20 protein-coding genes and 4 tRNA genes are annotated in these 23881 nt (G+C 65.3%); 8 read left to right on the top strand and 16 right to left on the bottom strand.

Going from position 1 to position 23881, the window contains the following annotated elements; translation table 11 throughout:
* Window positions 1-11 precede the first annotated feature (11 nt).
* From GTP77_RS18205 to GTP77_RS18185, 5 genes are all read right to left on the bottom strand, one after another.
* Window positions 12-1481, bottom strand: a complete 1470-nt coding sequence (locus tag GTP77_RS18205; RefSeq protein ID WP_161073562.1) for an efflux transporter outer membrane subunit — start codon at window positions 1479-1481, stop codon at window positions 12-14.
* Window positions 1481-4663 carry an efflux RND transporter permease subunit gene (locus tag GTP77_RS18200; RefSeq protein ID WP_161073561.1) on the bottom strand — a complete coding sequence of 1061 codons (3183 nt, stop codon included), beginning with the start codon at window positions 4661-4663 and terminating at the stop codon, window positions 1481-1483. Before GTP77_RS18200 ends, GTP77_RS18205 begins: the two co-directional genes overlap by 1 nt.
* Before the next feature lie 20 nt (window positions 4664-4683).
* Complete coding sequence (locus tag GTP77_RS18195; protein ID WP_161073560.1) at window positions 4684-5925, bottom strand: efflux RND transporter periplasmic adaptor subunit; 1242 nt, start codon at window positions 5923-5925, stop codon at window positions 4684-4686.
* A gap of 189 nt (window positions 5926-6114) precedes the next feature.
* Entirely contained in the window at window positions 6115-6954 is an 840-nt protein-coding gene (locus tag GTP77_RS18190) for an alpha/beta hydrolase (RefSeq protein ID WP_161073559.1), read from the bottom strand.
* On the bottom strand, window positions 6951-7160 hold the full coding sequence (locus GTP77_RS18185) for a hypothetical protein (RefSeq protein ID WP_161073558.1): 210 nt from the start codon (window positions 7158-7160) through the stop codon (window positions 6951-6953). Before GTP77_RS18185 ends, GTP77_RS18190 begins: the two co-directional genes overlap by 4 nt.
* 123 nt (window positions 7161-7283) lie before the next feature.
* On the opposite strand from GTP77_RS18185, the gene GTP77_RS18180 reads away from it, so the two are divergent.
* The gene (locus GTP77_RS18180; RefSeq protein ID WP_161073557.1) at window positions 7284-8234 is read left to right on the top strand and encodes a LysR family transcriptional regulator; all 951 of its coding nucleotides are present in this window, start codon (window positions 7284-7286) and stop codon (window positions 8232-8234) included.
* A complete protein-coding gene (locus tag GTP77_RS18175; protein ID WP_161073556.1) occupies window positions 8231-9187 on the top strand; it encodes a D-2-hydroxyacid dehydrogenase in 957 nt (318 codons plus the stop codon). The genes GTP77_RS18180 and GTP77_RS18175 overlap by 4 nt, the downstream gene beginning before the upstream one ends.
* 15 nt (window positions 9188-9202) lie before the next feature.
* Here the strand turns inward: GTP77_RS18175 and GTP77_RS18170 are convergent, their stop codons facing one another.
* A complete protein-coding gene (locus GTP77_RS18170; protein WP_161073555.1) occupies window positions 9203-9511 on the bottom strand; it encodes a hypothetical protein in 309 nt (102 codons plus the stop codon).
* Between the two features lie 110 nt (window positions 9512-9621).
* A complete protein-coding gene (locus tag GTP77_RS18165; RefSeq protein WP_161073554.1) occupies window positions 9622-10068 on the bottom strand; it encodes a YciI family protein in 447 nt (148 codons plus the stop codon).
* A 362-nt stretch (window positions 10069-10430) separates the two neighbouring features.
* Here GTP77_RS18165 and GTP77_RS18160 point away from each other — a divergent pair, with 362 nt between their 5' ends.
* Window positions 10431-10946, top strand: a complete 516-nt coding sequence (locus GTP77_RS18160) for a hypothetical protein (RefSeq protein ID WP_161073553.1) — start codon at window positions 10431-10433, stop codon at window positions 10944-10946.
* A 3-nt stretch (window positions 10947-10949) separates the two neighbouring features.
* Here the strand turns inward: GTP77_RS18160 and GTP77_RS18155 are convergent, their stop codons facing one another.
* The 5 genes from GTP77_RS18155 to GTP77_RS18135 all read right to left on the bottom strand — a co-directional run bounded on the left by GTP77_RS18155 (window position 10950) and on the right by GTP77_RS18135 (window position 12636).
* The gene (locus tag GTP77_RS18155; RefSeq protein ID WP_161073552.1) at window positions 10950-12107 is read right to left on the bottom strand and encodes an alpha-hydroxy acid oxidase; all 1158 of its coding nucleotides are present in this window, start codon (window positions 12105-12107) and stop codon (window positions 10950-10952) included.
* Window positions 12108-12194: 87 nt separating this feature from the next.
* Window positions 12195-12271 (bottom strand) — tRNA-Arg (locus tag GTP77_RS18150).
* 41 nt (window positions 12272-12312) lie between these two features.
* Window positions 12313-12389 (bottom strand) — tRNA-Arg (locus GTP77_RS18145).
* Window positions 12390-12422: 33 nt separating this feature from the next.
* Window positions 12423-12499, bottom strand: a tRNA-Arg gene (locus tag GTP77_RS18140).
* A gap of 60 nt (window positions 12500-12559) precedes the next feature.
* Window positions 12560-12636, bottom strand: a tRNA-Arg gene (locus GTP77_RS18135).
* A gap of 331 nt (window positions 12637-12967) precedes the next feature.
* Between GTP77_RS18135 and GTP77_RS18130 the strand changes: the two genes are divergently transcribed.
* The 3 genes from GTP77_RS18130 to GTP77_RS18120 all read left to right on the top strand — a co-directional run bounded on the left by GTP77_RS18130 (window position 12968) and on the right by GTP77_RS18120 (window position 18056).
* Window positions 12968-13807, top strand: a complete 840-nt coding sequence (locus GTP77_RS18130) for a response regulator (protein WP_161073551.1) — start codon at window positions 12968-12970, stop codon at window positions 13805-13807.
* A 124-nt stretch (window positions 13808-13931) separates the two neighbouring features.
* Window positions 13932-16928: a hybrid sensor histidine kinase/response regulator gene (locus GTP77_RS18125; protein WP_228896211.1), complete on the top strand. Its 2997-nt coding sequence runs from the start codon at window positions 13932-13934 to the stop codon at window positions 16926-16928.
* A gap of 138 nt (window positions 16929-17066) precedes the next feature.
* Complete coding sequence (locus GTP77_RS18120; protein ID WP_161073550.1) at window positions 17067-18056, top strand: diguanylate cyclase domain-containing protein; 990 nt, start codon at window positions 17067-17069, stop codon at window positions 18054-18056.
* Window positions 18057-18117: 61 nt separating this feature from the next.
* Here GTP77_RS18120 and GTP77_RS18115 read toward each other — a convergent pair whose 3' ends face one another.
* The gene (locus GTP77_RS18115) at window positions 18118-18537 is read right to left on the bottom strand and encodes a hypothetical protein (RefSeq protein WP_161073549.1); all 420 of its coding nucleotides are present in this window, start codon (window positions 18535-18537) and stop codon (window positions 18118-18120) included.
* A gap of 198 nt (window positions 18538-18735) precedes the next feature.
* Here GTP77_RS18115 and GTP77_RS18110 point away from each other — a divergent pair, with 198 nt between their 5' ends.
* Complete coding sequence (locus GTP77_RS18110; RefSeq protein ID WP_161073548.1) at window positions 18736-20352, top strand: response regulator; 1617 nt, start codon at window positions 18736-18738, stop codon at window positions 20350-20352.
* Between the two features lie 80 nt (window positions 20353-20432).
* A complete protein-coding gene (locus GTP77_RS18105; protein ID WP_161073547.1) occupies window positions 20433-21146 on the top strand; it encodes a sensor histidine kinase in 714 nt (237 codons plus the stop codon).
* Window positions 21147-21165: 19 nt separating this feature from the next.
* Here GTP77_RS18105 and GTP77_RS18100 read toward each other — a convergent pair whose 3' ends face one another.
* The 3 genes from GTP77_RS18100 to GTP77_RS18090 form a co-directional block, all read right to left on the bottom strand.
* Complete coding sequence (locus GTP77_RS18100; RefSeq protein ID WP_161073546.1) at window positions 21166-22482, bottom strand: NAD(P)/FAD-dependent oxidoreductase; 1317 nt, start codon at window positions 22480-22482, stop codon at window positions 21166-21168.
* A 23-nt stretch (window positions 22483-22505) separates the two neighbouring features.
* Window positions 22506-22976 (bottom strand): type 2 periplasmic-binding domain-containing protein, encoded by a 471-nt coding sequence (locus tag GTP77_RS18095; RefSeq protein WP_161073545.1) that lies wholly within the window; start codon window positions 22974-22976, stop codon window positions 22506-22508.
* 85 nt (window positions 22977-23061) lie between these two features.
* Complete coding sequence (locus GTP77_RS18090; protein ID WP_229202253.1) at window positions 23062-23874, bottom strand: transporter; 813 nt, start codon at window positions 23872-23874, stop codon at window positions 23062-23064.
* Between the last annotated feature and the right edge of the window lie 7 nt (window positions 23875-23881).

The raw sequence follows: 23881 nt of genomic DNA, 5'->3' as shown, positions 1-23881 counted from the left end.
GTCTATTCGTCTTACTTAGAGGCAACAGTCAGCGGCGCCGCATCCCAGCCGCCGCCGAGCGCGCGTATCAGCGCCACGGTGGTGACGGCGCGGCTGCCGCGCAGCTGGACCGCGCTGCGCTCCACGCTGGCCAGGTTGCGCTGCGCGTCCAGCAGGTCCAGATAGCTGGAACGGCCGGCGTCGTACAGCTTCTGCGCCAGGTCCGCCGAGCGGCGCGCCGAGACCACCGCGTCGTCGATTTCCTGGGTCTGGCCGGACAGGATGCGCAGGCCGGCCAGGTTGTCTTCCACCTCGGCGAACGCGGTCAGCACGCTCTGGCGGTAGCTGGCAACGGATTCTTCCAGCGCCGCTTCGCTGCGCACCACGTTGCTCTTGTTGCGGCCGCCGTCGATCAGCGGCATGGACATCAGCGCGCCCAGCACCCACGAACGGCTGCTCCACTTGAACACGTCCGAGAACGTGCCCGCCGCGCCGCCGCCGTTGGCGCTGATGTTCAGCGCCGGGAACATGGCCGCGCGGGCCACGCCGATGCGGGCGTTGGACGCTTCCATGGCGCGCTGCGCGGAAGCGATGTCCGGACGGCGTTCCAGCAGCGTGGACGGCAGGCCGCCTGGGATGGCTGGCAGCAGCGACGAGTCCAGCAGCGGGCTCACGCCGGCCGTGAAGTCGGCCGCCGGTTTCCCCAGCAGCACGGCCAGTGCGTGCTCGGTGGTCACGCGGGTGCGCTGCAGGCCGATGGCTTCGGCGCGCGAGGTGGCCAGTTCGGTCTTGGCGCGCGACAGGTCGAATTCGCCGATGTCGCCCAGGTCGAAGCGGCGCTGGTTGACCTTCACGTTTTCCTGGCGCAGGCGCACGGTCTGCTCCAGCGTGGCCAGTTCGGCGTCCGTGGCGCGCAGACGGAAATAAGTCTGCGCCACGTCGGCCTGCACGGACAGCAGCACCGAGCGGTAGGTCGCTTCCACCGAAGCGGCGTCGCTGCGGGCGGCGTCCACGCCGGAGGAAACGCGGCCGAACAGGTCCACTTCATAGCTGGCCGTCAGGCTGGCGGTGTAGCTGGTCTGCGGCGCCACCGGGCTGCCTTGCGGCAGGCCCAGCGACTGCGCCGAAGCGCGGGCGCGCTGGGCGCCCACACCCACGCCGATTTGCGGAATGCGGTCCGCTTCGGCGATGCCGGCGATGGCGCGCGCCTGCTTCACGCGGGCGGCCGCCACGGCCAGGTTGGCGTTGGCCTTGGTGGCTTCGGCGATCAGCTGGTTCAGGGCCGGATCGTTGAAGGCCAGCCACCATTCGCCGCGCGGCTGCTGCTCGGCGGGCTGCGCCTGCTTCCAGCGGGTGCCGTCGGCGGCGGTTTGCACGGGCGCCTGGCCTTCCTTGAAGGCGGCCGGCACGGCGATCTCGGGCTGTTTGAAAGTGGGCGCGGCGCAAGCGGTCAGCAGCAGTGCTGCGACCAGGGGCGCGACGCCTTTAGCGATCATATTCATTAGTGAGTCCCTTCCAGTTTGGCAGGCGCGACGGCGTCGGCCGGGGATTTCTTCTCAAGGCGCTGGGCCAGGGTGCGCAGCAGGACGTAGAACACAGGCGTGAGGAACAGGCCGAAGAAGGTCACGCCCAGCATGCCGGCAAACACCGCCACACCCATGGCGTGGCGCATTTCCGAACCTGCGCCGCTCGAGAACACCAGGGGCACGACACCCATGATGAAGGCGATCGACGTCATCAGGATCGGACGCAGACGCAGGCGGCAGGCTTCCAGGGCGGCTTGCAGCACGGTGCGGCCATGGTCTTCCAGTTCGCGGGCGAATTCCACAATCAGAATAGCATTCTTCGAGGCCAGGCCCACCAGCACGAACAGGGCGATCTGGGTAAAGATGTTGTTGTCGCCGCCGGTCACCTTCACGCCAATCAGGGCGCACAGGATGGACATCGGCACGATCAGGATCACCGCCAGCGGCAGGGTCCAGCTTTCATACTGGGCAGCCAGCACCAGGAACACCAGCAGCACGCACAGAGGGAACACATAGATCATGGTATTACCGGACAGGATCTCCTGGTAAGTCAAATCGGTCCACTCGTAGGCTATCCCTTTTGGCAGAGTCTCTTTGGCGATCTGCTCGAAGATGGCTTGCGCGGTACCCGACGATACGCCGGCCGCAGGGCCGCCGTTCATGTCGGCCGACACGTAGGCGTTGTAGCGCTGCACGCGGTCCGGGCCATAGCTGTCCTTCACGCGCATCAGCGACGACAGCGGAATCATCTCGCCTTTGTCGTTGCGCACTTTCAGCTGGGCGATCTGCTCGGCCTGCGAACGGAACGGGGCGTCAGCCTGCACGCGCACTTGATAGGTGCGGCCGAACTGGTTGAAGTCGTTCACGTACAGCGAACCCAGGTTGATCTGCAAGGTCTGGTAGATGGTCGCCAGCGGCACGCCCAGCTGCTTGGCCTTGGTGCGGTCCACGTCCGCGAACAGCTGCGGCACGTTGATCTGGAAGCTGGAGAACACGCCTTGCAGCTGCGGATTGCCCCATGCTTTCATCTGCATCGCCTGGCTGGCCTTATACAGTTCGTCGTAGCCCACGTTGCCGCGGTCTTCCAGCATCATCTTGAAACCGCCGATGGTGCCCAGGCCATTGACTGGCGGCGGCGGGAACACCATCACGAAGGCGTCCTTCACGGCGCCCATGCGCTTGTTGATTTCAGCGGCGATGGCTTCGGCCGACTGGCTCTTGTCCTTGCGCTCATGGAAAGGCTTGAGCGTGGTGAACACGATGCCCGAGTTAGGCGCATTGGTGAAGCCGTTGATCGACAGGCCGGGGAAAGCCACGCTGGCTTCCACGCCGGGGATTTCCTGGGCGATGGCGGACATCTTCTTGATGACGGCGTCGGTGCGGTCCAGCGAGGCGGCGTCCGGCAGCTGGGCGAAGCCGACCAGGTATTGCTTGTCCTGCGCCGGCACGAAGCCCGACGGCACGGCTTTGAACATGAACACGGCGGCGATGGCCAGCAGCGCATACACGCCCACGGCGGCCGATTTGCGGCGCAGCACGCCCTTCACGCCCACTTCATACTGGTCCGACTTGCGGCCGAAGAAGCGGTTGAACCATGCGAAGAAGCGGCCGAAGATCTTGTCCATGCCGCGGGTCAGCGCGTCTTTCGGCGCGTCGTGCGGTTTCAGCAGGGCTGCCGACAGGGCCGGGGCCAGGGTCAGCGAGCTGAATGCCGAGATCACGGTCGAGATGGCGATGGTCAGCGCGAACTGGCGGTAGAACTGGCCGGTCAGGCCCGCCACGAAGGCGATAGGCACGAACACGGCGCACAGCACCAGGGCGATGGCGATAATCGGACCGCTCACCTCTTTCATGGCCTGGATGGTGGCGTCGCGCGGGGTCAGGCCGTTGGCGATATTGCGCTCCACGTTTTCCACCACCACGATGGCGTCATCGACCACGATACCGATGGCCAGCACGAGGCCGAACAGCGACAGCGTGTTGATGGAGAAGCCGAAGCCTATCATCACGGCGAAAGTACCGACTACCGACACCGGCACCGCCAGCAGCGGAATGACGGAGGCGCGCCAGGTTTGCAGGAAGATGATGACGACCAGCGCCACCAGCACAATCGCTTCAATCAGCGTGTGAATGACGGAGTCGATGGACTCGCGCACGAATTGGGTCGGGTCGTACACAATGCTGTATTCGACGCCTTCCGGGAAATCTTTCTTCAGCTCGGCCATCTTGGCGCGCACGTCCGAGGACAGCTGCAGCGCGTTGGCGTTCGGGGCTTCGAAAATAGGGATGGCCACTGCGGACTTGTTGTTCAGCAGGGAGCGCAGCGCGTAGGAGTTCGAGCCCATTTCCAGGCGCGCCACATCCTTCAGCAAGGTCACAGCGCCGTCGGCGTTGGTCTTGACGATGATGTTGCCGAATTCCTCAACCGTCTGCAGGCGGCCCTGGGTGTTGACGGTCAGCTGGAAGTCCGCGTCTTTCGATGGGCCCTGGCCGATCACGCCTGCCGCCACCTGCACGTTCTGCTCGCGGATGGAGGCGACCACGTCGCCGGCGGTCAGGTTGCGCGCCGCGACTTTCTGCGGATCGAGCCAGACGCGCATGGCGTAGTCGCCCGAGCCGAACAGCTGGACTTCGCCCATGCCCTGGATGCGGGCCAGCTGGTCCTTCACGTTCAGCACGGCGTAGTTGCGCAGGTACAGGTCGTCGTAACGGCCGTCAGGCGACTGCAAGTGCACCACCATGGTCAGGTTGGGCGAGGACTTCACCGTCGTCACACCGATCTGGCGCACCTCTTCCGGCAGGCGCGGCAGCGCGCGCTGGACGCGGTTCTGCACCTGGGTTTCGGCCTGCTCGACGTTGGTGCCGATCTTGAACGTCACGGTCAGCGCCAGCGCGCCGTCCGAGGTGTTCTGCGACGTCATGTAGAGCATGTTTTCGACGCCGTTGATCTGCTCTTCCAGCGGCGCGGCCACGGTTTCGGCAATGATCTTGGGGTTGGCGCCGGGGTACTGCGCGCGCACCACCACGGACGGCGGCACCACATCCGGATACTCGGAGATGGGCAGCTTGAAGATGGATATCAATCCACCGACGAAAATGATGATCGATAGAACCGCCGCGAAGATCGGTTTATCGACAAAGAAGCGTGAAAAGTTCATGGATTATTCCTTCTTATTTCTTACTTCGAAGCGGTGCCGGCCTTGGTGCTGGCGGCAGCGACTTTTTCATCTTTCTTGGCTTCTGGCTTGGCTGGCGCCGGCGCGAGCGGATCGAAGTCCATCTTCACGATTTCGGCGGTCACCGGGGAGCCCGGGCGCACACGCTGCAGGCCGTTGACCACGATCTTCTCGCCCGGCTTCAGGCCGTCGCGCACCACGCGCAGGCCGTCGATTTGCGGACCCAGCGTGACAGGACGGTATTCGGCCTTGCTGTCGGCGCCGACCACGAACACGAACTTGCGGTTCTGGTCCGTGCCCACGGCGCGGTCGTTGATCAGCAGCGCAGGCTTGCCGCTGCCGGCGCCTTCCAGCTGCACGCGGGCGAACAGGCCGGGCACCAGCACGTTGTCGGCGTTGGTGAAGGTGGCGCGCATGCGCACCGAGCCGCTGCGCGGGTCAAGCTGGTTGTCCACGAATTCCAGCTTGCCTTCGTGCGGGAAGCCGGTCTCGTTGGCCAGGCCCACTTTCACGGTCACAGGCTGACCCTTGGCTGCGGACGATCCGACGCGCAAATAGGTGTCCTCGTCGCCGTCGAAACTGGCGTAGATCTTGTCGAGCGAGACCACGGAGGTCAGCACGGCGGAAGCGTCCACCAGGTTGCCCAGCGTGATTTCCGCTTTCGAGACGCGGCCGTTAATCGGCGACACCACCTGGGTGTAAGCCACGTTCAGGCGGGCCGCTTCGGCTTGCGCGGAAGCGGCGCGGGCGTTGGCGTCCAGCTCTTTCAGGCTGGACGATTTCTCGTCGTATTCGCGCTGCGCGATGGCTTTGTCGGCCAGCAGCTTCTCGGCGCGGGCCAGTTCCAGCTTGGCCAGGTCGGCCTTGGCGCGCGCGGAATTCGCGGCGGCTTCGGCGCGGCTCAGTTCAGCCTGGTATGGACGGGCGTCGATCTGGAACAGCACGTCGCCCTTTTTCACCAGGCTGCCCGGCTTGAAGTTGACGGCGGTGATGAAGCCGCTGACGCGCGAACGGATTTCCACGCGCTCGATGGCTTCCAGGCGGCCGGAGAATTCCTGCGTCTCGGTCACGCTTTTTTCCACCACGGCAGCGGCGGAGATCGGCGGGCCGCCGGCCGCTGGGGCTTCGGCGGTCTTGCCATTGGCGGTATCGCATCCTGCAAGGCTGACGGCTGCCACCCCTGCTACGACCAGTGCGGCGGCCAGCGGACGCAGCATGGCAGTGAAGTTTTTCTCGGTTTTCATATTCATCCCTTTTTGTATGAAAAATTTTAATAGATGCGGCGATACCGCTCGCCACTGCAAAAACGTAGGGACAAGACGGCCCTACCGCGCACGAGGCACGGAAAAATTGTTACTGCATGGAATGTCTCTGGTTTACAAATATACTGGCAGGCAGATAATATGTAAACTTATTTGTTTAGTTATTCATGGTCAGGACTCCGCACCGTCCAGTCCGGCGATAAAGCCGGCAATCTCGCTCAGCGCAAACACCTTGCACGCGCATTCATTGCGCGCTTCGACGTCGGAAACCGGCGCGGCAGGCAGGCGCCGCACCGTGGTCTTGATCCCGCAGGAGATCAGTTTGCTGCCGTATTGTTCAGCTTCATCGCGTAATGGGTCGTCTTCGCCCGACAGGATCAGCGCGGGCGGCAGATTCTTCAGCCGGCTCGACTGCAGCGGCGAGGCATAAGGGTGGGTACGGTCCGCCGCATTGGGCAGGTAGCCGCGGTAGCCGGCGGCGCACACGTCGGCCGCCTTGGCCTTGTCGGTGCATGTCGGCAGCTCCCGCATGGAGCTGCTCGACAGGCCCGGGTCCAGCATGGGCATAATGAGGATCTGGCCGGACAGCGCAGGGCCGCCGCGGTCGCGCGACATCAGCGTGCTGACGGCGGCCAGGTTGGCGCCGGCTTCAATGCCGGCCACCACCAGGCGCTTGCCATTCCAGCCCAGCTTGGTTTTATTCTTTTTTGCCCACAGCAGTACCGCGTGGGCGTCCTCCACCGCAGCCGGGAAAGGGCTGACAGTGGCGAGGGTGTAATTACTGGCCAGCACGAGGTAGCCGGTGTCGCAGCTCACCAGGCCGCGCAGGAACTCGTCGGCTTCCTCCAGGTCACCGCTGACAAAACCGCCGCCAGGGAAGAAGACGATCAGCGTATCGCGCTTGCCGGCGCCCGACCAGGCGCCGCTGTACAAGCGCGCCGCCAGCGGGCCGTGCGCGCCGCTTACTTCGATATCGCGCGTCTTCAACGCCAATGGGGCCTGCTCCATCATTGCTGCACCGCCGCAGAAGTCGTGCCGTCCACGCTGTCTGCGGAGGCTACCAGGCCACCGCCGATGACCTCGTGGGTCAAGGCGTTGACGCCACGGACCTCCGTACCGGTCGCTGCCGAGTACGCGTCGGTGTACATCATTCCGGCCAAGGCGAACGAACTCAGCGTCAAAGCGATCGTTGCAAAGATTCCATCCCGATGTTTCATGGTAAAACTCCTAGTAGCTGTGCGTAACATTTCCGCATGCATGAACTATAAACTTGATCTACAATCCGATAAATACGATGAAGTCGAATTGATTGTTCAGAATCCCGAACAATAAGGAAATAGATGAACAAACTGCTAGCAATGGAAGTGTTCGTGCAGGTGGTGGACGCCGGCGGCTTTACGCGCGCGGCCGAGAACATGCAATTGCCCAAAGCCAGCGTCTCGACGCTGGTGCAAGGCCTGGAAACGGCGCTGGCGGTCAAGCTGCTGCACCGCACCACGCGCCAGATCAGCGTCACCGCCGACGGGGCTGCTTATTATGAGCGCTGCCTGCGCATCCTGTCGGACGTGCGCGAGGCCGAGGAGTCGCTGTCGCGCACCAAGCTCAGCCCCAGCGGGCGGCTGCGGGTGGACGCGCCCACCGGGCTGGCCAGCGAAATCCTGATCCCCGCCCTGCCCGACTTCTTCGAGCGCTATCCGGACATCACCCTGGAACTGGGCTGCAGCGACCGCCCGGTGGACCTGATAGAAGAAGGCGTGGACTGCGCCGTGCGCGGCGGCCTGCTGGGCGACTCGGCGTTGATCGCGCGCCGGATCGGGATACTCAGCTTTGTTACCTGCGCCGCCCCGTCCTACCTGGCGCGCTACGGCGTGCCGCGGCACCCGCGCGAGCTGGAGCGCCACCGCTGCGTCAACTATTTCTCCTCCAAGACCGGCAAGATCTACGACTGGGACTTCACGCTGAACGGCGAGCGCATCCAGATGCCGCTGCCGGGCGTGATCGCGCTCAACGACAGCAACGCCTACGTGGCGGCCGGCGTGGCCGGGCTGGGCATCGTGCAGATGACGGACTTCGCGCTGGAGGAGCATCTGCGCGCCGGCCGCCTGACCCAGGTGCTGGACGAGTGGATTACCGACCCCATCCCGATTCATGTAGTCTATCCGCAGAACCGCCACCTGTCGGCCAAGGTGCGCGTGTTCGTGGAGTGGGTGGCCGAGCACTTCGCCGCCCACCCCGGCATGCGCATCCGCACCACGCCCAACCTCCTATCCAGCCAGCAGGCCGCCCAATGAACAATTCGCACAACATCGTCTTCCTCGACCGCGAAAGCCTGATCGCCAATGTGCGCCGGCCCGTTTTCAGCCATAGCTGGACCGAGTACGCCGCCACCGGAGCGGCCGATGCCGCCAGCCGCCTGGCCGGCGCCACCATCGCCATCACCAACAAGGTCCCGCTGCGCGCCGACACGCTGGCGCAGCTGCCGGAGCTGAAGATGATCGCCGTGGCGGCCACCGGCACCGACATCATCGACCTGGCCGCCTGCAAGGCGCGCGGCATCGTGGTCGCCAATATCCGCAACTACGCCTACGCCACGCTGCCGGAGCACACCTTCGCCATGATATTGGCGCTGCGCCGCAACCTGCTGGCCTACCGGGCCGACGTGCTGGCCGGGAAATGGCAGAAGTCCGACAAATTCTGCCTGTTCGACCACCCCATCGCCGACCTGGCGGGCAGCAAGCTCGGCTTGCTGGGCTATGGCGCGCTGGGGCAGGCGGTGGCCAGGCTGGGGCGCGCCTTCGGCATGGAAATCATCGTGCACAAGCGCACGCCGGTGGAGGAAGACGGCGTGCGGAATGTGTCCTGGGACGAGCTGCTGGAGACGTCGGACGTGCTCAGCCTGCACGCGCCGCTGAACGACCAGACCCGCAATCTGATCGGTGCGGCCGAACTGGCGCGCATGAAGCGCAGCGCCCTGCTGATCAACACCGCCCGCGGTGGACTGGTGGACGAGGCGGCCCTGGCCGGAGCGCTGACCACCGGCGTGATCGCCGGCGCCGGTTTCGACGTGCTGGTGAAGGAACCGCCGCCGGAAGACAACGTGCTGCTCAATCTGCACCTGCCCAACTTCATCCTCACCCCCCACATCGCCTGGGCCAGCACGCAGGCCATGCAGATCCTGGCCGATCAGCTGATCGACAATATCGAAGCTTTCGCGGCGGGCAAGCCGGTCAACGTGGTGGGATAGCGGAGCGCATCCACCTTAATGGCGGAGAATTGCTTCTTTCAGCAGGAAGAACAAGGTGATGCTCATGCCGGCCTGCGAGAAAAACAGGCCGATGGCGACGCCTATCATCCAGGTTCGCAGCTTGTCGATCTCGTCTTTCAGTTCGGCTTTGGTCGCGAAGTGCGGCAACTGGGCCTCGATGCCGGCAAAACGCGCGTTCATTTCGCCGCGCAGCTCGGCAATGTCCTGCTTCGTCGCCATGGTGGCGCGTATCAGGGCCAATTCTGTCTCGGCGGAGTACATGCGTTTCTCCAGGTCGCGCGCGGTCATCCGGAATTTCAGCATCGGACATGCCCATCTCCTTGTCAAGCAAGCTCCTGTCACAATGCGCCAGGAAGCTGCCGACAAGTTTGAGCCGTATCAAACTCCGCGCGGGCGACCAGCCACCTTGGCGCCTATTTTTGCTTGGATATTTTCTTGTGAATATCACCTACCGCCATCAGGCCGGCGGAGGCAAAGAAGGCGTGGAATTCGCCCACCATTTCGCCGTTGATGATGACAGGATCGGTGGCGACGATCTTCTTCGCTTCCTCGATATTATCGGTGGCAATCACGAACACGCCGCGCCAGCCGTCCACGCCGTCCAGCGGGCCGGCCAGCGCCAGCTTCTTCTCGTCGGCGAGGCGCTGCATATTGGCAAAGTGACCCTTGAACATGTTGTCGCGTTCGGCGCCGGCCGGCATCTTGTTGGGGCCGGTTTTCAGGATGACCAGCACATATTTCTTCATCCCCATTTCATTGCCGCCCAGCGATTTGGCCAGCTCGGGATCGCTCTGGGCCGCAGCCGGCAACGAGGAGAAGGCCAGGAATCCGCACAGTACCGCCAAGCTCTGCTTCCACATGGTTTTGCTCCTTTTTATAGATTTATTTCAACACACTAACACACCGCCGCAAGCGCGCACCACTGCCGCCGCAGATCCGCTAGTATCTTTGATCGATATCAGATTGGCAGGTTTGAGGAATGAAAGCCCAGCTGCAGGAAGACATAGGCGACAGCCATCCGCCTGCGCCGCCCCACGCCGCGCATGAGGCCGCAACATCGGATGCCGGAGCATGGGCAACGCCCCCTCCGATCTCCGATCCGTGGCCTGCGGATGATCCACCCGTCTGGCGCGCGCCGGCGGCGCCCGATTATTCGCAACCGGAAGAGGCGCCGCACTGGTTCGCACGCTGGGGCCGGCGAGCCGCTGCGGGAACGGCAATTTTGCTCGCCACGCTCGCAGTGGGCGGCGCCGGTCTGTGGCTGTACAAGGAGAGCAAGGTGGAGCAATCGCTGTCCGTGCTGGCCAGGGCGCCCATCCCGGCGCGCCACGCCATGCCTGCGCCCGCCGCGCATGCCCAGGCCAGCGATACGCAATATGCACAGCAAGCTTTGGCAACACAGCCAGCGGCGGCGACGGCAGCGGCAGCCGACGCGCCGCCACTCCTTGCTGCCCTCCCACCGCCGCAGGCCGGCAGCCAGGAAGCCCCGCCGGCCATCGCATCAGCTCCCGATCGGATACGCAAGCGCGCATCGGCGCCGCGATCCCGGACTGCATCGGCGGCTGCGCAGCTCAAGGTCAAGTCCGCCATCGACAAACCCGGCCGCACCGCGCCGCTTGCGGAAACACTCAGGCTCTGCCGTGCCGCCGGCTATCACGCGGCCAAGTGCGTGCAGCTCGACTGCACCGCCACCCAGTACGGGCTCGCATGCAAAGGCGCGCGCAATGTGCGGCGCTAGGCGTCAGGGCCGCTGCGGATAGCTGCCCGGCAGCAGGATGTTCTTGTCCACCAGCGCCACGTCGCGCAGGCCGCAGAAGGCCATCGTCAGGTCCAGTTCGTTGCGGATGATTTCCAGGCAGCGCGTCACGCCCTGCTCGCCCATGGCGCCCAGCCCGTACAGGAAAGGCCGGCCGATATACACACCCTTCGCCCCCAGCGCCAGGGCCTTGATCACGTCCTGCCCGGAGCGGATGCCGCCGTCCATATGCACTTCGATCTCCTTGCCCACCGCCTCCACTATCGCAGGCAGCGCGCCGATGGACGAGTCCGCGCCGTCCAGCTGGCGGCCGCCGTGGTTGGACACGATGAGCGCATCCGCGCCCGCCTCCACGCAATGGCGCGCGTCCTCCGCGTCCATAATCCCTTTGATGATAAGCTTGCCGCCCCAGCGCTGCTTGATCCACTCCACGTCTTTCCACGACAGGCTGAGGTCGAACTGCTGGCTGGTCCACGACGACAGCGAGGACATGTCCGACACCGACGTGGCGTGCCCGACGATATTGCCGAAGCTGCGCCGCCGGGTGCCCAGCATGCCCATGCACCAGCGCGGCTTGGTTGCGAGATTGATGAGATTGGCCAAGGTAGGCTTGGGCGGCGCCGACAGCCCGTTGCGGATGTCCTTGTGGCGCTGCCCCAGCACCTGCAAATCCAGCGTCAGCACCAGCGCCGAGCAGCGCGCCGCCTTGGCGCGGTCGATCAGGCGGTTGATGAACTCGCGGTCCTTCATCACGTAAAGCTGGAACCAGAACGGCTTGGTGGTGTGCGCCGCCACGTCCTCGATGGAACAGATGCTCATGGTGGAGAGGGTGAAGGGCACGCCGAAGGCTTCGGCCGCGCGCGCGGCCAGGATTTCGCCGTCGGCGTGCTGCATGCCGGTCAGCCCGGTCGGCGCCAGCGCCACCGGCATGGACACGGCCTGCCCCGCCATGGTGCTGGCCAGGGTGCGGTTTTCAAGGTTGACAGCCACGCGCTGCCGGAATTTGATGGCGGAAAAGTCGCTGGTGTTGGCGCGGTAGGTGGACTCGGTCCACGAACCGGCGTCGGCGTAGTCGTAAAACATGCGCGGCACGCGTTTTTGCGCCAGCACGCGCAGGTCTTCGATGCAGGTGATGATGGTCATGCAGGCTCCCGGGATTGCTATTCCAGCAAATCATAACAGGAGCCCAAAACGAAAAGGGCCAGATCTTCCGATCTGGCCCTCGTATTCTGGTGCGGCTGGCAGGAATCGAACCCACGACCCCTTGGTTCGTAGCCAAGTACTCTATCCAGCTGAGCTACAGCCGCTTGGTATTGCTAAACTTCTCACATCTCTACTACGGTAAAACTGGTGCGGCTGGCAGGAATCGAACCCACGACCCCTTGGTTCGTAGCCAAGTACTCTATCCAGCTGAGCTACAGCCGCAAACTACATCACAACACAATATATCAGTAAGACTGGTGCGGCTGGCAGGAATCGAACCCACGACCCCTTGGTTCGTAGCCAAGTACTCTATCCAGCTGAGCTACAGCCGCATCGCCACTACTGATACTGCTACGCTATCACGATAATAACGTATTTACTACTTCTAAAACTGGTGCGGCTGGCAGGAATCGAACCCACGACCCCTTGGTTCGTAGCCAAGTACTCTATCCAGCTGAGCTACAGCCGCATCGGAAACCACTGATAAACTGCAGTTTTCGCTTTCTTTCTCTGGTTCCCCGTCGAAAGAAGCAAGATTATAGGGAACTCCATTGTGCTTGTCCAGAGGGAAATCGCATGAAACGCGTTCGGCGTCGCTTCAGCACTTCATTCATGCAAGTGATATTGATCATCACCAACTGCAATTGGATTTTCCATAGGGCATGTTGCATAGTTACACCTGTCTCCTCTATTCTCCTAACCGGAAATAGATTCAGCCCGCTCCCGCAGCGGGCTTTTTTTTCGCCCGGCGCTGGTGTAGCATCAAGCCACGTAGCAAAAGACGCAACAACGGGCCCTGGATGACACAACAAGAAAGTATCAGCCTGCATACCCTGCCGCCCATAGACTGGCCGCGCACGGCGCTGGGGCCGCCGTCCGGCTGGCCGGCGTGCTTGCGGCTGTCGGTCGACATCATGCTCAACTGCCCCGCCGGCATGGCCATCGTCTGGGGGCCGGAAAAAATCCTGCTATATAACAAAGCCTACGCGGCGCTGATGGGCGTGCGCGCCGAATCCGTGCCCGGCGGCGCCGTGCCGACCATGATCCCTGCCGTGTTCGGCTGGAACCATGCCGCGCTGGAAGCGGTCTGGGGCGGCGCCGCGCTGGCCTACCCCGCCCAAGCCATGCCGCTGTGGCGCGACGGCGCGCCCGACCATCAGCTGCTGGACCTGCACTACACCCCGCTGCGCGACGACGCCGGCGTGGTGCGCGGCGTGCTGTGCGCGATGCAGCCGTCCGCCGCGCCGCCGCCCACGGCCAGCGCGCCCTCCCACGCCCGCGTGCTGGTGGTGGAGGACAATCCGGACGCCCTCTACCTGGTCTGCGAAATGCTGCGCGCGCTGGGCTACGAAGTGGACGCGGCCGGCGACGGCGAACGGGCGTTAGCCATGCTGCAGGACGGGCGCTACGCCATCCTGTTCAGCGACGTCAGCCTGCCCGGCATGTCCGGCATCGAACTGGCGCGCACCGCGCTGCGCAGCCAGCCACAGCTGCAAGTGGTGTTCGCCTCCGGCTACGGCGGCGCCCTGACCAGCCAGCTCGATTTTCCCGCCACTTCCATGCAAAAACCTTACGAAATCGACCAGCTGCGAGATATGCTGGCCAGTGCCGCCGCCCGGGCGCCAATGGTGCGTTTGTAAACCCCGCAAGGCGGCTACAATGAAAGCACGGCCCGGTTGGGCCGCTCCCGAGATGCAAATGCCGATGAGTTATTCCGCCCCACACCGCTGCCCGCAACAGCCGCCACAAAATGGGAGAACCTGAGTGGCCAAGCTCGACAAAGAGGAAGAAGCACGCATGCAACTGGCCGCCATGCGCGGCGCCAACAGTGTGCTGCTGGCCCGCCAGCGCGCCGAACACGAGATGCAGGAAGCGCGCGAGGATTTGCGCCGCTCCAACGAGCGGCTCAAGACCGTGCTCGAGAGCATTACCGACGGCTTTATTGTGCTCGACCACAACTGGACCGTCACCTATATCAATCCGCAAGCGAGCAACATCATCCATCCGCTGGAGAGCGGCGGCCAGCACGTGCTGGGCATGAGCTTGTGGGACGCCTACCCCGAGCTGCTCGGCACTGTGCTGGAAGCGCAGTTCCGCCGCGCCATGGAGAAGCAGCAAAGCGTGGGCTTCGAGCTGTACTATCTGCCGCGCAAGAGCTGGCTGGACGTGCGCGCCTACCCGTCCGCCGAAGGCCTGTCCTGCGCCATCCAGAACATCACCAAGCGCAAGCTCGACGAGCGCGCGCTGCGCGAAAGCGCCAACCGCCTGCAGGTGGCGCTGGCGGCGGGCAAGCTGGGCGACTGGCTGTGGGACGCCGGCAGCAACCTGGTCACCCTGGGGCGCCGCGCCGCCGAGCTGCTGGACCTGCCGGAAGAAACCACCAGCACCTGGGACGCGCTGAGCGCGCACGTCTTCAAGGAGGACCGAAAGCCGGCCCGCGCCGCCTTCCTGCGCGCGCTCGACGACTGCAACGATTTCAACGTGGAATGCCGCATCGAGCGCGCCGGCGGGGAACTGCGCTGGCTGTCGGTGGTCGGCCACGGCAACTATGCCGACGACGGCGCCGTGCTCGGCATGACCGGCATGGTGCAGGACATCAGCGACCGCAAGGCGGCCGAAAGCACGCTGCGCCAGAGCCAGGAAGAACTGCAGGCCATGGCCAACTCCATCCCGCAGCTGGCCTGGATCGCCCGCTTCGACGGCGCCGTGGTGTGGTACAACGAGCGCTGGTACGAGTACACCGGCCTGCCGCGCACCGAGGCGGGCAGCCATGCGCCGGCCCACGGCTGGGACGAAGTCTACGACCCGGACACCGTGCCCGCCATCCGCCAGCGCTGGCAGGAGGCGCTGCGCACCGGCCAACCATTTGAAATGGAATTCCCCATCCGCGGCGCGGACGGCGAATTCCGCTGGTTCCTGTCGCGCGCCAACCCGGTGCGCGACAGCACCGGCCGCCTGGTGCGCTGGTTCGGCACCAGCACCGACGTCGACCAGGTCAAGCGGGTGCAGGAAGCACTGCGCGACGAGAGCGCCATCCTGGAACTGCTCAATAGCACCGGCAACGCGCTGGCCTCCAAACGCGACCTGCGCTCGCTGCTGCAGGAAGTGACCGACGCGGCCACCCGCATCAGCGGGGCGCGCTTCGGCGCCTTCTTCTACAACAGCACCAGCGCCGACGGCGGCGTGCTCACGCTGTACACGCTGTCCGGCCTGCCGCCCGAGGCCTTCGCCCGCTTCCCCCATCCGCGCGCCACCACCCTGTTCGGCCCCAGCATGCGCGGCGAAGGTACGCTGCGTAGCGACGACCTGCTGCAAGACCCGCGCTACGGCCAGAACGCGCCCCACCACGGCGTGCCCAACGGCCACCCGACCGTGCGCAGCTATATGGCGCTGCCGGTGGTGTCGCGCTCGGGCGAGGTGATAGGCTCGCTGTTCTTCGGCCACCCCGAGCCGCGCATGTTCAACGAACGCACCGAGCGCATCGTCGGCGGCATCGCGGCGCAGGCCGCCGTGGCCATCGACAACGCGCGCCTGTACGAAGCGGCGCAGCAGGCCGCCGAGGAGCGCAAAATCCTGCTCGACAGCGAACGCAGCGCGCGCGCCGAGGCCGAGCGCACCAGCCAGATGAAGGATGAATTCCTGGCCACGCTGTCGCACGAGCTGCGCACCCCGCTCACCGCCATCCTGGGCTGGGCCCAGGTGCTGCGGCGCGGCAGCCGCGACGAGGCCGACCTGCACAAGGGCCTGCAAACCATAGAACGCAATGCGCGCGCCCAGGCCCAGCTGATTGAAGACCTGCTGGACATGAGCCGCATCACCTCGGGCAAAGTGTTGCTTGATATACAAACCCTGTCGCCGCTGACGGTGGTGGACGCCGCCATCGAGACGGTGCGCCCGGCCGCCGACGCCAAGAACATCCTGATCGAGCGCGACTTCCACAGCATCGGCCTGGTGGCGGCCGACCCGAGCCGCCTGCAGCAGGTGATCTGGAACCTGCTCACCAACGGCATCAAGTTCACGCCCAAGGGCGGCGCGCTGAAAGTCAGCGTGACCGAGGCGGACGGCCACGTGGCCATCACCGTGGCCGACACCGGCATCGGCATCCGGCCCGAATTCCTCGGCCACGTGTTCGAACGCTTCCGCCAGGCCGACTCCACCACCACGCGCCGCCACGGCGGGCTGGGGCTGGGGCTGTCCATCGTCAAGCACCTGGTGGAGCAGCACGGCGGCACCGTGTCCGTGTCCAGCCCGGGCGAAGGGCGCGGCGCCAGCTTTACGGTCGGCCTGCCGCTGGCCAGCGGGCACAACGGCGCGGCGCCCCAGCCCCGCGCCATGGCCCCGCTGCCGCCCTCGGTGCCGGCCGACACCGGCCTGCGCGACCTGTCCGGCCTGCGGGTGCTGGTGGTGGACGACGAAATCGACGCAAGAGACCTGATCAGGCGCATACTCAGTGACTGCAACGCAGTCGTGCTGACGGCCGCCAACGCGGCCGAGGCGCTGGCCCTGGTGGAGCGCGAGCGGCCCAGCCTGCTGGTGAGCGACATCGGCATGCCGGACGTGGACGGTTTTGAATTGCTGGCCCAGGTGCGCGCGCTGGGCGCGGCGCGCGGCGGCGGCCTGCCCGCCATCGCGCTGACCGCCTTCGCCCGCTCCGAGGACAGGCTACGCGCGCTGGAGTGCGGTTTCCGCGACCATGTGTCGAAACCGGTGGAGCCGGCCGAGCTGGTGTCCGCTGTTGCTCTTGCGCAACATATACGGTGAAAGAAAAGATGTTGCCGCATGGAACAACTTGCCTTCCTACCTGACGACGCGGCGCTGTCCTACAAGCAACGCGACTATCCTTTGCTAAACTCAAAGCATTGAACTGACCGCCTCTACCGCTTTTGATGAGACCCTACCATGCCTAGTCCGGACGAGATTCTGAACGCCAAGATCCTGGTGGTCGACGATTGCGCCGACAATATCGACCTGATGCTCGAAATCCTGCGCGATGCCGGCTATAGCAACGTCTCGTCCACCATGCTGCCCGAGCAGGTGTGCGGACTGCACCGCCAGCATTGCTACGACCTGATCCTGCTCGACCTGCAAATGCCCGAACTGAACGGCTTCCAGGTCATGAAGGGCCTCAAGGAAATCGAACAGGAAGGCTATCTGCCGGTGCTGGCGCTCACGGCCCAGCCCAGCTTCAAGATCGCCGCGCTGGAAGCGGGCGCGCGCGACTTCATCAGCAAGCCTTTCGACCTGCTGGAAGTGCACAAGCGCATCCACAATATGCTGGAAGTACGCCTGCTGTACAAGGAACTGGCGCAGTACAGCAGGCAGCAGCAGGAACTGGCGCTGCACGACCCGCTCACCGGCCTGCCCAACCGCCGCCTGCTGGAAGACCGCATCGCCACCACGCTGCAGCACGCCGCGCGCCACCAGCACAGGGCCGCCGTCATGTATCTGGACCTGGACGGCTTCAAGGCCATCAACGACACCCACGGCCATGCCTGCGGCGATGAAATCCTGAAGCTGGTGGCCGGCCGCCTGGTCGGTTCCTCGCGCAAGGAGGACACCGTGGCGCGCGTGGGCGGCGACGAATTCGTCATCGTGCTGGGCGAAGTGGGCAGCCTGGCCGACGCCCAGGAACCGGCCTGCAAGCTGATTGAAGTGGTGTCCGAGCCCTACCAGGTGGGGGCGCTGACGCTGCGCCTGTCCACCAGCATCGGCATTGCGCTCTATCCCGACCATGCGGACCATGTCGCCGCGCTGATACAGCGCGCGGACGAGGCGCTGTACGAAGCCAAGCGCGGCGGCAAGAACCGCCACTGCGCGGCGCGGCGCGAGGCGGCGGAGGCCGAGTCCTTCGTTGCCAGCAGCCCGGTCCACAGCGCCTCGGCAGCCTGAACGTGCGCGCACTGCACAAACGGACAGGCCGCGCAGCAAGCTGCGCGGCCTTTGCCGCATCTTACTGCGCGGCCGCTTCCCTGGCTGCGCCCTCCTCGGTCGACTGCTCCACCTTGCCGGCGTGCTGGTGATCGCCTTGCGCGTTCACCATGTCCGGCGCCACTTCGATCCGCGTGATGCCGGCGTCCACCGAAATCGGATCGCTGGCCGGGAAGGTCATCTCCACCGCCTCGTCCAGCAGCGTTTCCTTGGCCACTTCATGCGGCGCGGGCTGCTCCTGGCCGGCCAGTACGGTGATGGCCTGCGCCCATTTCACGAAGTCCAGCTCGGCCAGGTCGCGCACCGTGTTGACGTTGAAGGCCTTGGCCAGCGCCTTGGCGTCGCTGGCGCTGACGCCTTTGAGCGCGCTCACCGGGGCGTCCGCCAGTTCGCGGAAGCACTTGCCCACATAGTCTTTATCCACAACGGTATCGATATTCATGATGCGTCCTTTCTAGGTTGGTCGGCACCAGGCCACTATGGCATGCACGGCCCGGACTGTATGTGCGCAGCCGAACATAGCCCGCGGCGGGGTGCGCGCGATAGCCGGGGGCGCTTTTGACTTTCATTTATCAGGTTGTTATGATCAGTCAACAGTTTGTCAGGCGAAACCCTTCCCTCCAGAAGCTCCAACAACAACGTGCCTAAAGTAGACAAACCCAAAGTCCTGGTCGTCAACGACGACGCCAACAGCCTGTTCGCATTGACCAGCCTGCTCGCGCAATGGTCGGACCAGGAAGGTTACGACGTCATCGCGGCGCGCTCCGGCGAGGAAGGCTTGCGCCAGGTGCTGATGCACGACTTTGCGGTGATCCTGCTGGACGTAAACATGCCCGGCATGGACGGCTTCGAAACGGCCGAGGCCATCCACCAGCGCGCCCGCTCGGCCGACATTCCCATCATCTTCGTCACCGCCTTCGTGGCCGACGAGCTGGACCGGCTGAAGGCCTACCAGCGCGGCGCGGTCGACTTCCTGTTTACGCCCATCATTCCACAAATCCTGCACGCCAAGATCTCGGTGTTCGTGGCGCTGGCGGTGAAGAACGAGGAGCTGAAGCGGCAGGCGCGCCAGCTCAGCCTGCGCACCACGGAATTGACGGCCGCCAACAAAAAACTCACGCGCGAGATTGAAGAACGCCAGGTGGCCGAGCGGCAGAACCACGCCAAGGACGAGTTCCTGGCCATGCTGGGCCACGAGCTGCGCAATCCGCTCAGCGCCATCAGCAGCGCCGCCTCGCTGATCGCCCTGCCCGGCGTGCAGGGCGACGCGGTCACGCGCGCCAAGCAGATTATCCAGCGCCAGAGCCGCCACCTGGGCCGCATCGTGGACGACTTGCTGGACCTGAGCCGCGCCATGTCGGGCAAGATTTTGCTCAACCGCGCGCCGCTGGACCTGGCCGCGCTGCTGGCCACCTGCCTGGAGACCTACCGCACCACCGGCCGCAGCACCGGCCACACGGTGACGCTGGAAGCCGAACCGGGCTGGGTGCACGGCGATGCCACCCGGCTGGAACAGATATTCTGCAATCTAATGGACAACGCCCTGAAATACACCCCGCCGGGCGGCGCCATCACGGTGTTTTGCGAGACGGACGGCGGCGAAGTGCTGCTGTCGGTCGAGGACAGCGGGGTGGGCATTCCGGCCAGCCTGCTGCCCCATGTGTTCGAGGTGTTCGTGCAAGGCACGCGCACGCTGGACCGGGCGCAGGGCGGGCTGGGCATCGGCCTGGCGCTGGTGCGGCGGCTGACCGAGCTGCACGGCGGCAGCGTGACCGCGCACAGCGCCGGCGCCAACACAGGCAGCAACTTCACTATCCGGCTGCCGCGCTGCGAGCGGCCATCCGAAACGAGGCAAGCAATGACAGACTCCATAGAAACCGGCAAGCCTACCGTGCTGCTAATAGAAGACAACGACGACGGCCGCGAGATGATGTCGATGATGCTGAGTTGCTATGGCTACGAAGTGCGGCACGCCGCCGACGGTCTGCAAGGACTGGAACTGGCGGCCACTTTCCGCCCCGACCTGGCGCTGGTCGATATCGGCCTGCCGGGCATAGACGGCTACGAAGTGGCGCGCCGCCTGCGCGCCAGCGACGGCACGCGCGGCATGAAACTGATCGCGCTGACCGGCTACGGCCTGGCCGAAGACCAGCGCCGCGTGCTCGAGGCCGGTTTCGACATGCACCTGGTCAAGCCGGTCGACATCGACCACCTGATGAAAGCCATCGGCTCCTGCTCGGCCACCGAGCGCCAATGAGCGCGCGCCGGTGCGACAGGCAAAATCAACCTCAGGTATGATCGCCGCATAAAAACAGACTTTCTTACGCTGAGACCACTATGTCCGCACAGTTACATCTTGCCCCCGACGACAGCCAGCGCGCCGCCGAGCTGAGCGAACTGCTCGGCCACGTCAACGCCTGCTGGGACAACGAGCGCCGCTCGCTGTCGCGCCAGCTGCACGACAGCATGGGCTCGTCGCTGACCGCGCTGACCATGCACCTGGGCCTGCTGACGCAAAAGCTGCCGCCCGACCCGGCGCTGCTGGAACGCACCACGCAGATGAAGAACCTGCTGCACACCATCATAGAAACCAACCGCCAGATGCAGCACCGGCTCTGGAACGACAAGCTGGAGTTTCTCGGCGTAAAGGTGGCGCTAGGCGAACTGGTGGCGCAGTTCGGCGAGCAGCACGGCATGGCCGCCAGGTGCAGCCTGCCGGAGGACGAGCCGCGCTGTCCCCGCAGCCACAACGTGGTGCTGCTGCGCGCGCTGGAGGAAGGGTTGCGCAACATCGCCAGCCACGCGCGCGCCAGCGCGGTGGAAGTGGTGGTGGACGACAATGAAGACGAGATCATGCTGACCGTGAAAGACAACGGCGTCGGCCTGGCCATGCCGGCGGACGCCATCGGCGCCGACAGCGGCAAGCACGGCCTGCGCGTGCTGCGCGAACGCGCCGCCTACCTGGGCGGCGTGCTGACCCTGTCGGCCAACGGCGGCGGCGGCGCCATCCTGACCGTCATCCTGCCCAAGCCGCTGGCCCAGCAGCCCTGAACGGCCTCTGAGTGGAGCCTTAGTGCAGCTTCACCAGCGGCGTGCTGCGCTTGATCAGGAAGCGCGCCAGCGCCAGCACGCCGGTGCGCACCGTGCCGAGCACAGCCTGGTGATGCATCAGGTGCAAGCTCACATACATCAGGCGCGCCACAAAGCCGTCCACGAACCAGCTCAAGCCTTTGAGCGAGCCCATCAGGCTGCCCACGGACGAAGTCTGCCCGAAGGACACCAGCGAGCCGTAGTCCTTGTACACATAAGGCGCGCTCTGCGGGGGCTTGCCCCGGGCCTGGCGCAGGAAAGTCTGCGCGAGGTAGTCGGCCTGCTGGTGCGCGGCCTGCGCGCGCGGCGGCACGGCCTTGCCGTCCGCCCCCAGGCATAGGGCGCAGTCGCCCAGCGCGTAGATATTGCCGTGGCCCTTGACGGCCAGCGTGCCGTCCACCTCCAGCTGGCCGCCCTTGGCGGTGGGCAAGCCCAGCGTGGACAGCAGCGCCGGCGCCTTGATGCCAGCCGCCCAGACGACAATGTCGGCCGGATAGAGCTGGTCCGGCTGGCCGCCCTCGCCCGCCGTCACCTGCGCGGCGCCGATGGCGGTCACGCGCGTACCGGTCACCACCTTGATGGCGCGCTCCTGCAGCAGCTTGAGCGCGGCGGCCGACACCCGCTCGGGCAGCGGCGCCAGGATGCGCGGCGCCCCTTCCAGCAGCGTGATGCGCACGTCCTTCATGGGTTCCAGCTGGCCAAAGCCGTAGGCGGCATACACGCCGCTGGCCTCGCGCAGCTCCGCCGCCAGCTCGACGCCGGTGGCGCCGCCGCCGATGATGACGATGTCCACACCGTCCTGCCCCGCGTCCGGCGCGCCCTTTTTCAGCGCGGCCTTGGTCAGCAGCTTGAGCAGCGTGAGCCGGAAGCGTTCGGCGTCTTCGGTGGCGTTCAGGGATATGGTGTGTTCCTCGGCGCCGGGGACGCCGAAGTAATTGGACGTGCTGCCGATGGCCAGCACCAGCGATTCATAGCCGATGCGGCGCTCGGGCAGCACTTCCTCATGCTCGGCGGTGGCGATGGCCGCCACCGTGAGCTGCTTGCCCGGCGCGTCCAGCGCCGTGAGGGCGCCGTACACATAGGTAAAACCGTTGTCGTGGGCCAGCATCTGGTAGGACAGGCCTTCCTGATGGATGTCCAGCGTGCCCGCCGCCACTTCGTGCAGCGACGGTTTCCAGATATGGTACAGGCGGCTGTCGACCAGCATCACCTGCCCCGGTCCCAGCTTGCGGCCCAGCTTGCAGGCCAGTTCCAGCCCGCCCGCCCCGCCGCCTACGATAACGATCTTGCTATGCATGGCGCTCCCGAGGCGGTGGAAAATCAGTCTTTGCCGTGGCCTTTGCCGTGGCCGTGGCCGTTGTCGTGCTTGTCGTGCTTGTCGTGCTTGTCGTGCTTGCCTTCATGCTTGTCGCGGTGGTCATCACGGCGGTCGTCGCGGCGGTCGTCACGGTCGTGGCGGCCATGTTCAGAGCGGTAGCGCGGCGCATAGTCGTTCACATACCAGTCGTCGCGCACGAAATACACGCGGCGGCCGCAGGCGTTGTACGCGCCGCAGTGTTTCGACCACTTCTTGGCATGGCCAGGCGGCACGCGCAGATACAGCGGCTCTTCAATCACGCGCACCGGACGGTGCACAATGACAGGTTCCGTGTAAATGACAGGAGGCGGCGCCATGTTGCCCAAATCAATGCGTCCGTAAAAACCCGGCTGGCCCACGCTGATGGAAACGTTCTGAGCAGCGGCGGTCAGGGAGATGGCCAGCATGCTGGCGGCGATAATGAGTTTTTTCATGAGTCGATCTTCTAGTTATGGGTGTTACTGCACCACCATATTAAACCGCAAGCCGCCTCATGTATGTACGCTTGCGCACATAACTCTACCAAAAGTTTACCAACGGCAACACAATTCCGCTGAAGAACTGCCAGTCCGGCGCGGCGCGGGTAATGCCGCGCGCCAGGCCAAAGTCGATGGTCAGCCTCGGATGCGGGCTGTAAGCCGCCGCCAGCAGCAGCTGCGCGGTGCCGGGCGCGCCGCTGCGGTGCGTGCCGGCCAGTTCGGCCGTGGCGCCCCAGCGCTCGTCCAGCGGCACCGAGAAGGAGGCGGAAGCGCCGGTCTGCACCCGCCCCAGGCCGGGTTCGGCGCCGCCCAGCCGCGCCAGGTTCAGGTTGGCGTCCATGTGCACGCTGCCGAAGTCGCGGCTGAGTATGCCGTTCACGCTGTAATCCGGCCGCCCGCTGCCGATGCCGTCCCGGGCGGTGGGCATCTTGGCGCCGAGTTCCAGCCCCAGCGCGCTGCCTTCGCCCATGGCCCAGGCGCGCTTGACGACCAACAAGGTGTCGCCCACGCCGCGCAAGCGGGAAGCGCCGTCATCGCGCTGCGATACCCAGGCCTCGCCGCCCAGCAGCACGCCCCACTCCGGGCTGAACGCCAGCTTGAGGGTGTAGGGCAGGCTGGCGCGCCGCGCGCCGCCGTCGCGGCTGGCCAGGCCGCCGAGCTCCAGTTCCAGCTGTCCCGGCGCCGGCAGTTGCGCCGGACTGGACACCGAGGGCCGGTACGGCAGCACCGGCGGCAGCTCCGGTCCGCCCGCAGCCGTGTCCGCGCCCTGCTGCGCCATGGCCGGCGCCAGCGCGCCCCAGCCCAGGACGGCGCCCGCCGCCATTGCCGCCCGCATCGTCTTCCGCAGTCCCATAGTTCCT

The organism is Pseudoduganella aquatica, from assembly GCF_009857595.1.
GTDB classification, from domain to species: domain Bacteria; phylum Pseudomonadota; class Gammaproteobacteria; order Burkholderiales; family Burkholderiaceae_D; genus Rugamonas; species Rugamonas aquatica_A.
Note: the sequence above shows the minus strand (reverse complement) of the source record. Positions and strands in the feature narration are given on the sequence as shown.

Excerpts from the sequence above, each read along its gene's own strand:
- GTP77_RS18205 (WP_161073562.1), bottom strand. The coding sequence starts at position 1,481 with ATGAATATGATCGCTAAAGGCGTCGCGCCCCTGGTCGCAGCACTGCTG.
- GTP77_RS18200 (WP_161073561.1), bottom strand. The coding sequence starts at position 4,663 with ATGAACTTTTCACGCTTCTTTGTCGATAAACCGATCTTCGCGGCGGTT.
- GTP77_RS18195 (WP_161073560.1), bottom strand. The coding sequence starts at position 5,925 with ATGAAAACCGAGAAAAACTTCACTGCCATGCTGCGTCCGCTGGCCGCC.
- GTP77_RS18190 (WP_161073559.1), bottom strand. The coding sequence starts at position 6,954 with ATGATGGAGCAGGCCCCATTGGCGTTGAAGACGCGCGATATCGAAGTA.
- GTP77_RS18185 (WP_161073558.1), bottom strand. The coding sequence starts at position 7,160 with ATGAAACATCGGGATGGAATCTTTGCAACGATCGCTTTGACGCTGAGT.
- GTP77_RS18180 (WP_161073557.1), top strand. The coding sequence starts at position 7,284 with ATGAACAAACTGCTAGCAATGGAAGTGTTCGTGCAGGTGGTGGACGCC.
- GTP77_RS18175 (WP_161073556.1), top strand. The coding sequence starts at position 8,231 with ATGAACAATTCGCACAACATCGTCTTCCTCGACCGCGAAAGCCTGATC.
- GTP77_RS18170 (WP_161073555.1), bottom strand. The coding sequence starts at position 9,511 with ATGCTGAAATTCCGGATGACCGCGCGCGACCTGGAGAAACGCATGTAC.
- GTP77_RS18165 (WP_161073554.1), bottom strand. The coding sequence starts at position 10,068 with ATGTGGAAGCAGAGCTTGGCGGTACTGTGCGGATTCCTGGCCTTCTCC.
- GTP77_RS18155 (WP_161073552.1), bottom strand. The coding sequence starts at position 12,107 with ATGACCATCATCACCTGCATCGAAGACCTGCGCGTGCTGGCGCAAAAA.
- GTP77_RS18130 (WP_161073551.1), top strand. The coding sequence starts at position 12,968 with ATGACACAACAAGAAAGTATCAGCCTGCATACCCTGCCGCCCATAGAC.
- GTP77_RS18120 (WP_161073550.1), top strand. The coding sequence starts at position 17,067 with ATGCCTAGTCCGGACGAGATTCTGAACGCCAAGATCCTGGTGGTCGAC.
- GTP77_RS18115 (WP_161073549.1), bottom strand. The coding sequence starts at position 18,537 with ATGAATATCGATACCGTTGTGGATAAAGACTATGTGGGCAAGTGCTTC.
- GTP77_RS18105 (WP_161073547.1), top strand. The coding sequence starts at position 20,433 with ATGTCCGCACAGTTACATCTTGCCCCCGACGACAGCCAGCGCGCCGCC.
- GTP77_RS18100 (WP_161073546.1), bottom strand. The coding sequence starts at position 22,482 with ATGCATAGCAAGATCGTTATCGTAGGCGGCGGGGCGGGCGGGCTGGAA.
- GTP77_RS18095 (WP_161073545.1), bottom strand. The coding sequence starts at position 22,976 with ATGAAAAAACTCATTATCGCCGCCAGCATGCTGGCCATCTCCCTGACC.
- GTP77_RS18090 (WP_229202253.1), bottom strand. The coding sequence starts at position 23,874 with ATGGGACTGCGGAAGACGATGCGGGCGGCAATGGCGGCGGGCGCCGTC.